Here is a 14,842-nt window from a genome sequence, read left to right as displayed (position 1 = left end):
GATATTATTTATGAACCCCACGACCATTTGCATGTGGCTTAAATAGCTGGTTGCAGGTGGTCGTGTTTTTCTTGATACTGGCGGCTTAGTCTTATATATTTTGTAAAAGATGAAACAATCTATAAATTAATCAATATCAGAATTAATTTTATTTTTTTCTTCAGAAATCGTATGGAGAATTCTTTTTAGAATAATGACTGTTTGTTCTTCTTCTTTCTTAGATAAGTTTTTAGAAAAAATAGCAACTAATTCTAAAAAGGTTGCATCTATTTTAGGTATAACTTTTTTTCCTGCATTCGTTAAATATAACCTATAAATACGCTTATCATTTTCATCTTGAATTCTTTTTACATAATCATTTTCTACTAGATTTTTTACTGCTTTTGCAGTAGTTGATTTACCTACATACAGAAACTCACTTAACTCTTTCTGACTTATACCTTCATTTTTTGAAATCACATATAAAAAATCATGTTGGCCACTTCTAATATTCAAATCTATAAGCTTTGAATTTATTATGCTTTGAGCATTTCTATAAATTGCTGCATTAAGTTTACTAATGTTTTCCATAGTTACTTATCTCCTTTAGATTAGTTTCCTATAAAGTGAAACTTTTCAGGTGGAGTTTTAACTCCAGCTGAATTTAGTTGAACTTATACCCTCAAGGGGCACATTGTCCAGAAGCGTGCAGCCGTTATCTCCCGCTTAAAGAAAAGGGAGTGCTACGGATGCTAGCTATCGGATAAAACCATCTTAAATTATATATATAAATAATTATAGTTTCAATGATTTACTAGGATATATATTTTTTGAAATTATGAATTGGTATTTTAAAATATAGATTATATTATTTGGAAAAAGAAAACTCTGCCATTGATAAAACGCAGAGCTAACTTTGTATGTGATTAATATACGTTTTGAGAATTTGTGTTACGTACTAATCCTAAGGTAAAATACTACTTTTTTACTTGTAATTGAGGTTTTCTCTTTCTGCCAATAATGAAATAAAGAATAAATGCTATAATAGCAGCCCCACTTGCCCACAGATACATTTGAGCATATCCAACGTTTGATGAAACTACTCCTAAAATTACTGCACCTAATCCTATACCACAATCAAATGCAGTGAAAAATGTAGCATTGGCAGCACCTAGACGTGAAGGTGGGACTCCAACCATGGCCATTGTCTGTAAAGTAGATTGAGTTGCACCAAAGCCTATTCCGTAAATAAATGCGGCGATTAAAAACATGCTAATATTTGAAGACTCAGATAACAGCAACATAGATATAATTACACATATAAAACCTGGAATAATTGCATAGTCAAAACCTAATTTATCTATTATTTTACCGAATATTGGTCTAGATATAAATAAGGATATTGCATAGACTGTAAAGAAAATTCCAATGTTCTCTATGCCTTTTTGTGAAGCATAAAGAGGTAAGAAACTGGTTAATGCACCATAAGTTATTGTTACAAAAAATACTATAATAGAAGGATTTATAGATATTTTTTCATACAATGAAGCTTTTATTTTAGTTTGCTCTTTATTTTCAATTTTTTTATATTCTAATTTAAAAGCAATAATACCCCCAAGCACGGCTAGTATAGTAGATGTTAAAAATAGAGCTTGAAAGCTATATTTTGATATCACAAATAGTCCAATTGTAGGAGCTACTGCCATAGCTAAACTACTTGTCAGACTAAAATATCCCATTCCTTCTCCAAAACGATCATTCGGGATATTATCCGAAGCAATTGTATTAGAAGCTGTACTTACTGCCCCCCAGCCAAAGCCATGGATAAACCGTATCATAATAATTGCACTAATAAATGGAACTATTGAATAAGAAAATACTGATATAATAAATATAAATAATCCAACTAAAAATACCTTTTGTCGGCCTAACTTATCAAGAAGTAATCCAGAGATTGGCCTAATTATTACTGAAGATACTACAAATGCTCCAGTTACTAATCCAATGATAGAGTTTGTCCCTCCGAGTTTTTTAGCATAGAGCGGAAGTGTAGGTAATAACATTTGAAATCCAAAAAATATTAATAAGTTTATTATGTTTATAATAACGAAGTTTTTTGTCCAAAGAACCTTATCTTTTTGTATATCTTTTTCCATAAATGTTCTCTCCTTTGAATATTAGTTTCCTTTGCAACTAATATAACAATAACATAAATTAGTTTCTTGTGCAACTAATTTGACTGATGAATTCAATAAAATTTTTACTTATAACTAATGAGATTTAAGTTGATATTTAAATAGTACCAAAAAGTGGGGAGAAGGAATTTAAGTTGTAATTAATAGGAATTTATATGCAAATAATGTTAAAATATAATAATAAAGAGTATAATAGTTCTATTAATAATTCAATTACTCTTTACATAATTGAGTGGAGAATCCACTAAAATTCATATAAAAATTTTAAATTATTTAGATATAAATATTTCCTAACATAAAACTATGGTGTAAAGTAACAAGAAAATATTAAGTGAAATTAAAAAGTTTACTTAATAAAGAAGGGAGCTAAATGATGAATTGGGAGGCGTTTGAAAAGGCTTTGATTAATTACGATAAGTTAGAAGTTAATAAAATTCTTCAATATTTTTTAGCTAAAAAAAATGGGATTGATTTTATTGATGAGTATATAGTTAAGTCTTTGACTTCCATTGGGGAAAAGTGGGAAAGAGGAGAAGTGGCCTTATCGCAGATATATATGAGCAGCAGGATTTGTGAGGAAATTGCAATTTCTATTTTGGGTGAAAAGAATTTTCCGATTAAGAATACCAAGCCGATTGCAATATTGACTCTTGAGGACTATCACACTCTTGGAAAGAAAATTGTAAGTGCTGTTGTGAGGTCAAGCGGTTTTGACCTTATAGACTACGGTTCTATAAGTGGAGCGGAGGAGATAATAAAGAGAGTCACTGAAGATAGGATAAAAATACTTATGATATCAGTATTAATGTATCCATCTGCTTTAAAAATTAAGAAAATATCTCAAATGCTTCATGAAAAGGACCCTTCAATTAAAATATTGGTTGGAGGTGCACCTTTTTTAATGGACAGCACACTTTGGAAGGAAGTCGGTGCAGATAAAATGGGGAAAAGCGCAGCCGATAATATTGCTATTATAGAACAATGGATGAAGGAGGATTCTTAATGGAAAAAAGGTATACTTCTATGGAAAGAGTATCTACAACTATGAGTAAGCATGAACCAGACAAGGTTCCATTGTTTTTAATGTGTACACATTACTGCGCAAAATTTTTAGATATATCAATTAAAAACTATTTTAGTAAACCTGAGAATGTAGCAAAGGGACAAATGATGCTTCTCAGAAAATTCAACAATGATTGTTTGAATCCATTTTATTCTGCTGCCCATGAATATGCAGCTTTTGGAAGTGAAGTTATTTTCAATGAAGCAGGACCTCCTAATGCTGGTGAACCAATAATAAAAAACTTTGACGATATTTTAAAATTACAACCACCAGATGTTAAAAATTCAAAAATTCTTAGAAATTGTCTTGAAACAATATCCATACTGAAGGAGGAAGTGGGGATGTCTGTACCTATTGCTGGAGGCGTGTTATCACCTTTTTCACTTCCTATTCTTCAAATGGGTTTTGATAAATATATTGAACTTATTTATGAAAAACCAGAGTTGTTTGAGCATCTTATAAAAATCAATGAAAGGTTTTGCACTGAGTGGGCTAATATGCAATTGGCGGCAGGCGCATCCTTTATAACGACTATAGATTCTATGTCTGTGTCTTCAATTATTCCTAAAAGCATATATTTAAAGACTGGATTTCTTTCTGCAAAGAGAACAATACCCACTATTAAAAGTGATGTAGCCATTGCTACGTCCTCGGCAAGCTCTTCCTCAATACTTGAGGAAATCCTTGAATCTGGGATTAAAGCCATTCTGGTAAGCCATACTGATGATCTAGCTGAAATAAAGAAAAAAGTTGGTCAAAGAGCTACATTGCTTGGAAATCTAAATGGTATTGAAATGTGCAGATGGACCAGATCTGATGCTGAATATAATGTTAAGGAAGCAATAAGAAAAGCTGGGCTTGGTGGTGGATTTATCTTGTGCGACAGTTTAGGAGACATTCCTTATCAGGTTAGTGAGGATATTCTTCATGAGATATCAGAGAGTATAAATAAGTGGGGCAGATATCCGTTAAGTTGGAGGTGATTATATGAACGATAAACTATGTATTTTAATCTGTGAAAGTTTTAAAGTTGAAGTGGAGAGTATGCTAGGGATCCTGAAAAATGGAGAGATTGAATTTAAATACTATTCAATGGATTGTATAAATTGCAAGCGTCAAAGACAGAAATTATATGATGGCCTTATTGCATCAGGTTATTGCAGTGACTCAGTTATTTTGCTGCCAACTCAGAAGGGCTCTGGAAAAGATGAGAATCTTGATGGTGAAAGTATTTTCAATTCATGCCTGTCATTATTGGCTGGGGGTGATCTGATAAATTACCTTTCTTTAATGGGGTATTATTTGACTACACCAGGTTGGCTAAAAAGATGGAAGCATATTATTATGGACATATATGGATTTAATCAAGAAACTGCACGTGAATTTTTTTCAGAATACTGTAAAAAGGTGGTTCTTATTGACAGTGGCGTATATAGCAATATCATGACTGATTTAATAGAGTTTTCAGAATATATAGGAATGAAATATGAAATTATAGATGTAGGTTTGGAGTACTTTTCAAGCATTATAAATAATTCATATAAAAATTGGAAAGTTAATAGACTAGAATACATTTTAAATTTAAAAAACAAGCAGGTCACTGATTATGCTCTTGTATTTGATTTTCTTGAAAAAAAAGCAACACTTTTAAAACGTGAAGACCTGATTAAGAATATTTTTACTTTATTTGAAATGTTGACCGGTGCTAAGCATCTCGCATTTCTTCCTGCAATTGAACATAAAAAAGGAGAAATAATTTTCAATCAAGAGAAGTTGTATAAAAGTGAACTATATGATATCGACAACTCAGAATTTAGGCAAAGTTATTTTCTTACTGCCTCAGGAGCAGGATTTATTTTTAAGATAACTTTTAATAATGAATTAATGGGTTATATGGAAGTGGAAGATATTATGTTTCCTAATTATATGGAAAAATACTTAGATTTATCAAAAACAATCATTATAATTCTAGGAATAATGCTTTTTAATTCAAAGATTTATGAGAAATTAATTGATACAAATGAAGAACTTCTTTCATTGAATAATGAGCTTGAGGTTCTTGTTGATAAACGTACTTCTCAACTGTTGGAGGTTAATGGAAGCCTCGAAGAAACAAACTGTATGTTAGAAGAAGAAATCGAAGAGCATAAGTTAACTGAGACTAAGCTTAAAGCTGCAAAAGAGGAAGCAGAAAGAGCAAACTCAGCTAAAAGTCAGTTTTTAGCAAATATGAGTCATGAAATAAGGACACCTATGAATGGGATTATGGGAATGACTAGCTTATTGGAATTTTCAAAGTTGACAGATGAGCAAATTGACATAGTAAAAATGATTGAAACTTCTTCAAAACATCTTCTTCAGATTATTAATGATATACTTGATCTCTCAGTAATGGATGTAGGCAAGATCGAACTAAAGCCAGAACGCATAAATATATTTAATTTAATGAATGAAAGTAGAAATTTATTTACATATTTAGCGGAGAATAAAGGACTGAAGCTTGAGATTATTGTTGACAATAATTTACCGAATGAAATCATATTAGATAAGGGTAGATTAATGCAAGTTTTAAGCAATTTAATAGGAAATGCAATTAAGTTTACTGAAAAAGGTAAAATTCAAGTATCCGTAGATAAAGTTGAGGATAAAGAGAATAAAGTGAAGCTAATGTTTTCTGTAAAAGATACAGGGATTGGAATTAAGGAAGAAGACATTCCGAGATTATTTAATTATTTTACACAATTAGATATATCAGCTTCAAAAAAATTTCAAGGGACTGGTCTGGGTCTTGCTATTTCTAAAAATATCGTTGAGCTTATGGGGGGAGAAATATCTGTTGAAAGTCAGTATGGTAAAGGAAGTACATTCTACTTTACTTGTTTGTTTAATATTGCTAGTGATAGTAAGGAATCATCAAATATTCAAAAAATGTGTATAGATAACAAGGCTTATTTAGAAACTAGGATATTACAAGTTGAAGATGATATTATCAGCCAGCGATTTATGAATCAATTATGTAAGATTGCAGGGTGGAAAATAAAAATAGCTTCAAATGGATTAGAAGCATTGAATATACTTGAAAATGAGGATTTTGATATAATTCTTATGGATATTCAGATGCCAGATATGAGCGGAATTGAACTTACAAAAATAATTCGGGAAAAAGAAAAGTTAACTGGTAAACATATTACTATAATCGCAATGACAGCATATGCAATGGGAGGAGATAGAGATATATGTATTAATACAGGAATGGATGACTATATTAGTAAACCAATTGAAGTTATGAAACTTAAAGAAGTTATTACTAAGTATAGCAACAGTTAAAAATAAAGCATTTATAAACAATGTGCCACTTTGGCCATCACTAATAGGAGTAACAGCAGGGCTGATATGCGATGCAGCTGACTTTAACTTATTAATACAAAATTAGAAGGGAAACCTAATATTAAATTAAAGATAGATAAATTGAACTTTAAATCGTTAGTGTTTTGCAAAAAGTAAGCTTTAATATAATTGAGTACTTATTAATTAGTTCCGATTTTTACAATTTTATTTTAAGTTCATAAAGTAATATTAAATACAAGAAAGGCAAAGAGGTCTAGCTTCAAAGAAGAAGCTAGATCTCTTTTTTTATAAAAAATAATTATATTTATAGGAGGTAATGAGAATATGAACGAAACAAAAATAGATTTCTTATATTTAAATGAAGACGATATGATTAAGGCTGGAGTTAAAGAAATGGCTGGATGTGTAGAAGCCATGGAAGAAATGTTCAAGTTATTAAAAATTGGAGATTATCGTATGGGTGGGCCTAATGGAAATTCACACGGAGTTATGATGGTTTTCCCTGAAGAATCAGCATTCCCTAATATGCCTAAAGATGGTCCAGACAGAAGATTTATGGCAATGCCTGCTTATTTAGGCGGTAAGTTTGATATGGCCGGAATGAAATGGTATGGTTCGAATACAGAAAATAGAGATAAGGGGCTTCCAAGATCAATACTTATGTTAACTTTAAATGACAAAGATACTGGCGCTCCAATTGCATATATGTCAGCAAATATTTTAAGTGCTTATAGAACAGGCGCAGTCCCTGGTGTTGGTGTGAAATACTTTGCTAAAGAAGATTCAAAGGTTGTCGGAATTATTGGACCAGGGGTTATGAGTAAAACAGCATTTGCAGCAACTATGGCTGTTAGATCGGAAATTGAAACTGTAAAAATAAAAGGAAGAAGTAAAAAATCAATTGATGGATTTATAAAGTACCTTAATGAAGATTATCCACAAATTAAAGACATCATTGTTGTAGACACAATAGAAGATGCTGTTAGAGATTGTGATATTGTGCATATTGCTACATCAAGTCCAACTGGTGATATAAATGAATATCCATATATAAATGAAGAATGGATTAAACCAGGTGCAGTATTATGTTGTCCAGCAGCAGCAAGATTTGACGATGATTTTATTTTAAATAGAGCAAGAACTGTTACAGATAATATTCAATTGTATGAAGCTTGGGAAGAAGAAATGGAGTTCCCAGCATATAATTCTATTCCAATTCCAGCAGTACATTGTATGGACTTAATTGCAGAAGGCAAAATGAGCAAAGAACAAGTTGATGATTTAGGGGATGTATTAATTGGTAAAGTTCCGGTACATCGCAAGGAAGATGAAATTGTTATTTATTCAGTTGGTGGTATGCCAGTAGAAGATGTTGCATGGGGGACTATAGTTTATAGAAATGCTATTGAAAAAGGAATTGGGATTAAGCTAAATCTTTGGGATGAGCCACAATTAGCTTAAGTTTAATTATTACAGTTGAAAGGAGATCTTTATATGAGAATTGAAAAGCATCCAATTTTAGGTGAGCCTAATAAAGGACGTTTAGTGAATTTTGAATTTGATGGGAAAGCATTTGAAGGATATGAAGGAGAACCAATAGCAGCAGCACTAAGAGCCGCGGGTGTATTAGTTCATAGACATACTAAAAAAGGATTACCAAGAGGCATATTCTGTGCTATTGGTAGATGTACAGACTGCGTAATGGTAGTTGATGGTAAGCCAAATGTAAGAACTTGTGTAACACCTCTTATAGAAGGTATGAAGGTTCAAACGCAATATGGTGTTTCAGCCCAAAAAGAAGCATAAAATTTTTATGAAAGGATAGGTATTCGTATGAAAAGATATGATTGTATTGTTGTTGGAGCAGGGCCAGCGGGTCTGTCAGCAGCTATAGAAGCAGCAAAAAGAGGACTAAAGGTTGTTGTATTTGATGAAAATTTTAAGCCTGGTGGACAACTATTTAAGCAAATACACAAGTTCTTTGGATCAAAAGAGCATAGAGCAAAAATTAGAGGCTTTAAAATAGGTGAAGAGCTTTTACAAGAAGCAAATGATGCGGGAGTAGAAGTTGTTTTGAATGCTATAGTTATTGGTCTTTATTTAGATAAAGAAGTTACTGTAAAGATAGATGATGAAGTTATTCATTATAAAGGAGACGCAGTAATAATTGCAACAGGTGCATCTGAGAATATGGTTACTTTCGATGGATGGACACTTCCAGGAGTAATTGGTGCAGGTGCAGCCCAAACAATGATGAATCTTCATGGAGTACAACCAGGAAAGAAAATTCTTATGCTTGGCAGCGGAAATGTTGGAGTAGTTGTAGGATATCAACTTATACAAGCAGGCTGTGAAGTAGTTGCAATAGTAGATGCGGCACCTAGAATCGGTGGATATGGTGTTCACGCTGCTAAGGTGGCTAGATGCGGAGTTCCTTTTTATTTATCTCACACTATAATCAAAGCGGAAGGTGAAGAATGTGTAACAGGAGTTACTATTGGTGAAGTTGATAGCAGCTGGCAGATAATACCTGGAACAGAAAAATATTTTGATGTTGATACTATATGCCTTGCAGTAGGACTTTCTCCTATGTCCCAGCTTACTAAAATGGCTGGCTGTATCATGGAGGAAAATCCTAAAAAGGGTGGGTATGTTCCTGTTTGTGATGAATATGGTGAGACTTCAATTAAAGGAATATTTGCAGCAGGTGATGTTTCAGGAATTGAAGAAGCAAGTTCGGCAATGATAGAAGGAAGAATTGCAGGGGTAGCAGCTTCTTATAGATTAGGATTTATTGACAAAGAAGAATTAGAAGAAAAGGCAGAGGAATTGGAAAAGGCATTATCTAGTTTAAGACAAGGTATGTTTGGTCCAGAAAATAAAGGAAAAGATATTGAAAAAACAGATGAAGGCTTTGAGGTTTCAAAAAATCTTCTTAAGAAAGGATATTTAACTGATGAAGAAGTGATAAAATATCCAGGGGTTAAGTCTATGAAGGGAATACATCCAGTTATAGAATGTTCACAAAATATTCCTTGTAATCCATGTCAAGATGCGTGTCCTAAAAGCTGTATCAAGATTGGAATAAATATTACCTCTCTTCCAGTTGTTGATGAAGAATCAACATGTATTGGCTGTGGAATGTGCGTTGCATCTTGTTCTGGACAATCAATTTTCCTTGTGAATGAAGATTTTGAAGAAGGTTATACTTCAGTTACTCTTCCTTATGAATTTTTACCGCTGCCAGAAAAAGGTGCAAAAGGCATTGGACTCGATAGAAGTGGAAAAGAAGCATGTGAAGTGGAAGTAGTAGATGTTAAATCTGTTAAAGCCTTTGATAACACAAACTTATTAACAATAAAGGTTCCAAGTGAAATGGGAATGAAAGTAAGATTCTTTAAGCAGGCATAGGAGGTAAGATTATGAGTAAAGTAAATGATAGATCAAGAGATATAGGTGAATTTATTTCGCAGTCTGACGATGATATGATAATCTGCCGCTGCGAAGAAATTACAAAGGGTGAAATACGAAAAGCAGTACATGATGGTATGTTTACCATAACTGAAATTAGAAGATATTTAAGAACAGGTATGGGTCTTTGCCAGGGACAAACCTGCGGTAAATTGGTTAAGGGGATTGTAGCAGGAGAACTTAAAATATCACCTTTAGAATTAGAACCAGCAGTATCACGTGCACCTATGAGACCTATAGAAATGGAAGTCTTCGGAAATGAACAAGTAGGAGGTAAATAGCATGAAAAATAGTGCAGATGTAATAATCATTGGAAGTGGTGTAATTGGAAATGCAGCAGCATACTACTTATCAAAAAAAGGCCATTCTGTTATTGTCCTCGATAAAGGTGACAGTATCGGAGATGGAGGTTCAACAAGAAATGGCGGAGGAGTTCGTCAATCAGGACGTGATAAGAGAGAACTTCCACTTGCCATGTATGGTATAAAAAATATTTGGCCTAATCTTTCAGAAGAATTAGGTGTAGATGTGGAATATTATCAAGAAGGTAATTTAAGATTAGGTAAAACAGTAGATCATATGAAGATACTGACTAATCTTGCAAAGAATGCTCAGGATTGTGGACTTGAGGTAAATATAATCTCTGGAGATGAGGTAAGAGAAATTAATCCATATCTTTCAGAGGAAGTTATAGGTGCAAGCTGGTGCCCTACTGATGGACATGCTAATCCTTTGACTACAACTTTAGGTTTTTATCGTAAAGCAAGAGAATTAGGTGCTCGTTTTATTACAGGGGAAGAAGTTATTGAAATTAGAAAAATAAAGGGAAAAGCTAGACAGGTAGTAACTAAGAATGATGTATATGAAGGTGAACATATAATTCTTGCAGCAGGCTATGAAAGCCGAAAGATAGCTGCTACAGTTGGGATAGATATTCCAATGAATAAAGTTTTGTTAGAAGTTCTTGTTACAGAAGCTCAAAAGCCAATGTTTTACCAAATGCTTGGTACTGCTGAAGCAGATTTTTATGGACATCAAAGTAAACATGGTTCCTTTGTATTTGGAGGTGCATCTGGTTATGAAGCTCTTAATAAGGATAACGGAACACCAACTACAGCAAGTATTACAGTTTCATGTATATGTAGAGGAATAATGAAGTACTTTCCAGACTTGAAAGATGCCAAGATAGTTCGTACATGGGCAGGTTGGATAGATGAGTGTAAAGATCACGTGCCAGTAATAAGTCATGTAGAGGAAGTACCAGGACTTATTCTTGCCTGTGCCTTTACTGGCCATGGCTTTGGAATATCTCCAACAGTAGGTATGCTCTTATCAGAAATGGTAGAAGGAAATGGAACTACTCTTGATATAAGTGATTTCCGTTATGATAGGTTTAAAGCTAAAATTTAGATATCAAATAATAAAAGATTAATTATTTAGTAATTATAAGATATAGTTTAATTTTTCAGTATGAGATTTTTTGTAAATAGTGTCAAAGAAGGAGAATTAATATGGATTTAACGAGAACAAATTATTCATCAGGCGCTCCATTAGAAGAAAAAACAGGATATTCTAGAATGGTAAAGGTAGGGCCATTTGTTTATATCGGAGGTACTACTTCTGTACAGCCTGATGGCACAGTGTATGGTGAGGGCAGTGCTTATGAGCAGACAAAATATATTTTAGAAAAGTTAGTAAAATTATTAGAGAAATCGGGTTCTAAGAAAGAAGAAGTAATTAGAATAAAAGGTTATACAACTGATATGAAGTATGGAGCTGAAATTGCAAGGGCTTATTCAGAGATTTTTCATGATATCAAACCGCTTTTTACAATGGTTGGTACTCCTATGCTTAATAGGCCTTCTCAGTTAATTGAAATAGAAATGGATGCAGTAATTATAACTAATGAACAATAAGAAAGCTTAGAAATACGAAAGAAAATACCAAGTCTAAATGGCCAAGGAGATCGACTTGGCTATTTTTTTACAATGATTTATTTGATGAATATATGCCATAATTAACAATCCGCAAAGTTCAATTGATAGATTAAACTTAAATCCTTACAGAATTTTTCAAAATGCAGAATTATTATTGCAATATATAGAATTAAAAATAAATTTATTCCTACATAACCATGAAAAATGTATTCTCAATATAAAATAAATAATGTATAGTTGATATAAATATCTGTTTTTTAAAGTTAGTGATTAAATATTGAATTATTAATAATTATCAGTAAAAATACGTGATAGTTTTTTTAAAATACTTAAGAATAAGTGAAATTTAATTAAAAGCTGTATATATGAATTTTGATTATATTTTTACTTTTAAAAGATGATTTTACAAACCAAGGAAAGTTTGATTTATATAGGAAAAGAAGTGGAGTGGAGGAAATATGGCAGTAGAAACAAAAGGAAATATTATTAGGCCTAAGCAGCCATACTTTGTAATGACTACATCTCATTATTATAAGGCAGTTATAATGAATTACGGAATTTCTCATTTCTATTGCTTCCAAAAAGAAGATATTATAGAAAGACCTTTTATTGCGGTACCAGATGGATGTATTGACATCTTATTCTGTTGTGATGATAAGGCTCCATATGCACATATATGTGGAACAGTTCTTCGTCCAACATTAACCCATAATAGTGAAAATAAATATTTCTTTGGAGTAAGATTTTTACCAGGAAGCCCATTTAAATTCAAAAATATCACCATGTCAGACTTGGTTGAACAGGAAATCCCATTTTTAGAAGTGATAAAAGATAACGAATTATTTGAAAAAGTTACTTCAAGTAGAGATTTCAATTATCAGATACAGGTGTTTTTAGAAAGATATATAAAGCTTTATGCTAATTTTAATGAAATAAATAAATACAAAGATTTAAAGAAATATATGCTGAACAACATTATGCAGACAGCAGGAAAAGTTAAAATTAATGAACTTGCAGAGGCAACTGGATATTCAGTTAGATATATAAATAAGACATTTTCGGAGGAGTTTGGATTATCTCCGAAAGTATTTTGTAAACTTATGCGGTTCCAATATTTATTAAGTACTTTAAATGAGTTAGATAAAGATATATTTGAATCTAATTTAGCGCAGATTTCTATGGATCTAGGATATTATGATCAGTCTCATATGATTAAGGATTTTCACGAATTTACAGATACAACACCTAAGATGTATATAAAGTCATTAAAAGAATCCGAATATAAAAAACGAATAATTATCATATAATGAATAAAAAGTAAAAGGAATATTCAGAGCAACAGGTGCTTTGAGTATTCCTTTTTTATAAGTAAGCTGCTTTGCTTTTTGAATGTTCCTAACTTAACTCTAACTGTGGGACAGGATTTCTAAAGAATTTTGTGACACCTGCTAAATATAAGCAGCCAGCTAACAGCCAAATTGCTCCGATTAAATGTGCATTTGCATCCAGATTAATAAAAATCCACATGGTTACTGCTAAGCCAATAGCAGGACATATTCCATAATTTATTATTTTCTTTTGTAAGCTGATTGGTTCATCATTTTTTAGTAAAAATCTACTGATTACTGCAATATTTAATAAGATAAAGCCTAGTAAAGCACCAAAGCTTACGATTGAAGTAATGAAGTCAAGAGAACAGAAGAGAGAAATAGGTGTTATAATGATTCCTACTAATACAGTAGCAACTACGGGACTTTGTGTTTTTTTACTGACATATGCAAGTTGCTTTGGCAGTACTCCATCTCGTCCCATTGCAAAAAGTACTCTTGCAACTGCAACTTGTGAAGCTTGAGTTGTTGCTATTCCAAAGGAAACTATCAATGTAATTGTTGTTAATATATTAAGCCATGTTCCACCTACAAAGGTAACAACATCTGTGAAAGCAGTATCAGGATTTAAGTCTTGATAATTTGGATAAGCCATTCCTGCAAAAAAAGTAGTTGCAATAAATATTAGTCCAATAATTAAAATTGAAAGTATAATTGCTTTTCCTACAGATTTTTCTGGATTAATGGTTTCTTCTGCCAAGGTACTAATAGCATCATATCCTAAATAGCTAAGAATAACGATACCTGTTGCTTTTAGGATGCTAGACAAGTCAAACTGCTCAGGATTATAAAATGAAATCATGCTAAAATGAATTGTTCCATTAAGTAAAAGTCTTGTAGTACATCCTATAAAGGCTATAATCACAATAATTTGCAATGTAAATAGTATCCAACTGCATTTAGACATCAAATCTACACCTAAAACATTAATTACTGTACTAAAGACGATAAATATTAGTATCCAAATCCAAGCTGGAACAGAAGGTATAAGTGCATTACCATAAATACTCCCAATAATAACAACAGTTGCTGGCATTAAGAAATAATCTAATAATATGGCCCAGCCAGTTAGAAAACCTAATGCAGGTGATACACCTTTTTGAACATATACATATACAGAACCTGCTGTTGGAAACTTCTGTGCCATTACCCTGTAACTCATTCCAGTAAAGAACATAGCCACCATTCCTATCAAATAACATAATGCAACCATTCCACCAGATGGTCCTAAATATACACCATACATGCCTGCAGGAGCTAGAGGTATCATAAATACCAAACCAAAAATTACCAGATCGCTTGTTTTTAAAGTTCGTTTTAATTTTCCATGTTCCATAATAAACGCCTCCATTATATTCCAAATTATAAAAGGCAAGGGTATTCTGCTAAGCAGAGCACCCTTGCCCTAAATCCAATAAAAATTACTTTTAAATATATGTTTGTGAGAAGCTTCTTTCTGTT

At 32.3% G+C, this 14,842-nt stretch carries 13 protein-coding genes; 10 read left to right on the top strand and 3 right to left on the bottom strand.

Annotated elements, in window-relative coordinates:
* Nucleotides 1–126: 126 nt before the first annotated feature.
* Together L3B96_RS10785 and L3B96_RS10780 are read right to left on the bottom strand one after the other, a co-directional pair.
* Nucleotides 127–570, bottom strand: a complete 444-nt coding sequence (locus tag L3B96_RS10785) for a MarR family transcriptional regulator (protein WP_238860819.1) — start codon at nucleotides 568–570, stop codon at nucleotides 127–129.
* 386 nt (nucleotides 571–956) lie between these two features.
* Complete coding sequence (locus L3B96_RS10780) at nucleotides 957–2,135, bottom strand: MFS transporter (RefSeq protein WP_023975745.1); 1,179 nt, start codon at nucleotides 2,133–2,135, stop codon at nucleotides 957–959.
* Nucleotides 2,136–2,544: 409 nt separating this feature from the next.
* On the opposite strand from L3B96_RS10780, the gene L3B96_RS10775 reads away from it, so the two are divergent.
* From L3B96_RS10775 to L3B96_RS10730, 10 genes are all read left to right on the top strand, one after another.
* On the top strand, nucleotides 2,545–3,177 hold the full coding sequence (locus tag L3B96_RS10775; protein WP_238860817.1) for a cobalamin-dependent protein: 633 nt from the start codon (nucleotides 2,545–2,547) through the stop codon (nucleotides 3,175–3,177).
* Nucleotides 3,177–4,220, top strand: coding sequence for a uroporphyrinogen decarboxylase family protein (locus L3B96_RS10770; RefSeq protein WP_238860815.1), 1,044 nt, complete (start codon nucleotides 3,177–3,179; stop codon nucleotides 4,218–4,220). The genes L3B96_RS10775 and L3B96_RS10770 overlap by 1 nt, the downstream gene beginning before the upstream one ends.
* A 4-nt stretch (nucleotides 4,221–4,224) precedes the next feature.
* Complete coding sequence (locus L3B96_RS10765; RefSeq protein ID WP_238860813.1) at nucleotides 4,225–6,564, top strand: ATP-binding protein; 2,340 nt, start codon at nucleotides 4,225–4,227, stop codon at nucleotides 6,562–6,564.
* 345 nt (nucleotides 6,565–6,909) lie between these two features.
* Complete coding sequence (locus L3B96_RS10760) at nucleotides 6,910–8,046, top strand: tyramine oxidase subunit B (RefSeq protein ID WP_238860811.1); 1,137 nt, start codon at nucleotides 6,910–6,912, stop codon at nucleotides 8,044–8,046.
* Between the two features lie 33 nt (nucleotides 8,047–8,079).
* On the top strand, nucleotides 8,080–8,391 hold the full coding sequence (locus tag L3B96_RS10755) for a (2Fe-2S)-binding protein (protein WP_238860808.1): 312 nt from the start codon (nucleotides 8,080–8,082) through the stop codon (nucleotides 8,389–8,391).
* A gap of 27 nt (nucleotides 8,392–8,418) precedes the next feature.
* A complete protein-coding gene (locus tag L3B96_RS10750; RefSeq protein ID WP_238860806.1) occupies nucleotides 8,419–9,996 on the top strand; it encodes an FAD-dependent oxidoreductase in 1,578 nt (525 codons plus the stop codon).
* Nucleotides 9,997–10,007: 11 nt separating this feature from the next.
* Nucleotides 10,008–10,337 carry a (2Fe-2S)-binding protein gene (locus L3B96_RS10745; RefSeq protein WP_238860804.1) on the top strand — a complete coding sequence of 110 codons (330 nt, stop codon included), beginning with the start codon at nucleotides 10,008–10,010 and terminating at the stop codon, nucleotides 10,335–10,337.
* 1 nt (nucleotide 10,338) lies between these two features.
* Nucleotides 10,339–11,466, top strand: coding sequence for an FAD-binding oxidoreductase (locus L3B96_RS10740; protein WP_238860802.1), 1,128 nt, complete (start codon nucleotides 10,339–10,341; stop codon nucleotides 11,464–11,466).
* 101 nt (nucleotides 11,467–11,567) lie between these two features.
* Nucleotides 11,568–11,972: a Rid family hydrolase gene (locus L3B96_RS10735; protein WP_017209423.1), complete on the top strand. Its 405-nt coding sequence runs from the start codon at nucleotides 11,568–11,570 to the stop codon at nucleotides 11,970–11,972.
* 479 nt (nucleotides 11,973–12,451) lie between these two features.
* On the top strand, nucleotides 12,452–13,300 hold the full coding sequence (locus tag L3B96_RS10730; RefSeq protein ID WP_238860800.1) for a helix-turn-helix domain-containing protein: 849 nt from the start codon (nucleotides 12,452–12,454) through the stop codon (nucleotides 13,298–13,300).
* Between the two features lie 88 nt (nucleotides 13,301–13,388).
* Here L3B96_RS10730 and L3B96_RS10725 read toward each other — a convergent pair whose 3' ends face one another.
* Nucleotides 13,389–14,717 carry an APC family permease gene (locus L3B96_RS10725; protein WP_238860798.1) on the bottom strand — a complete coding sequence of 443 codons (1,329 nt, stop codon included), beginning with the start codon at nucleotides 14,715–14,717 and terminating at the stop codon, nucleotides 13,389–13,391.
* Nucleotides 14,718–14,842: the final 125 nt, after the last annotated feature.

The organism is Clostridium sp. YIM B02569 (assembly GCF_022320765.1).
GTDB classification, from domain to species: domain Bacteria; phylum Bacillota; class Clostridia; order Clostridiales; family Clostridiaceae; genus Clostridium; species Clostridium beijerinckii.
Note: the sequence above shows the minus strand (reverse complement) of the source record. Positions and strands in the feature narration are given on the sequence as shown.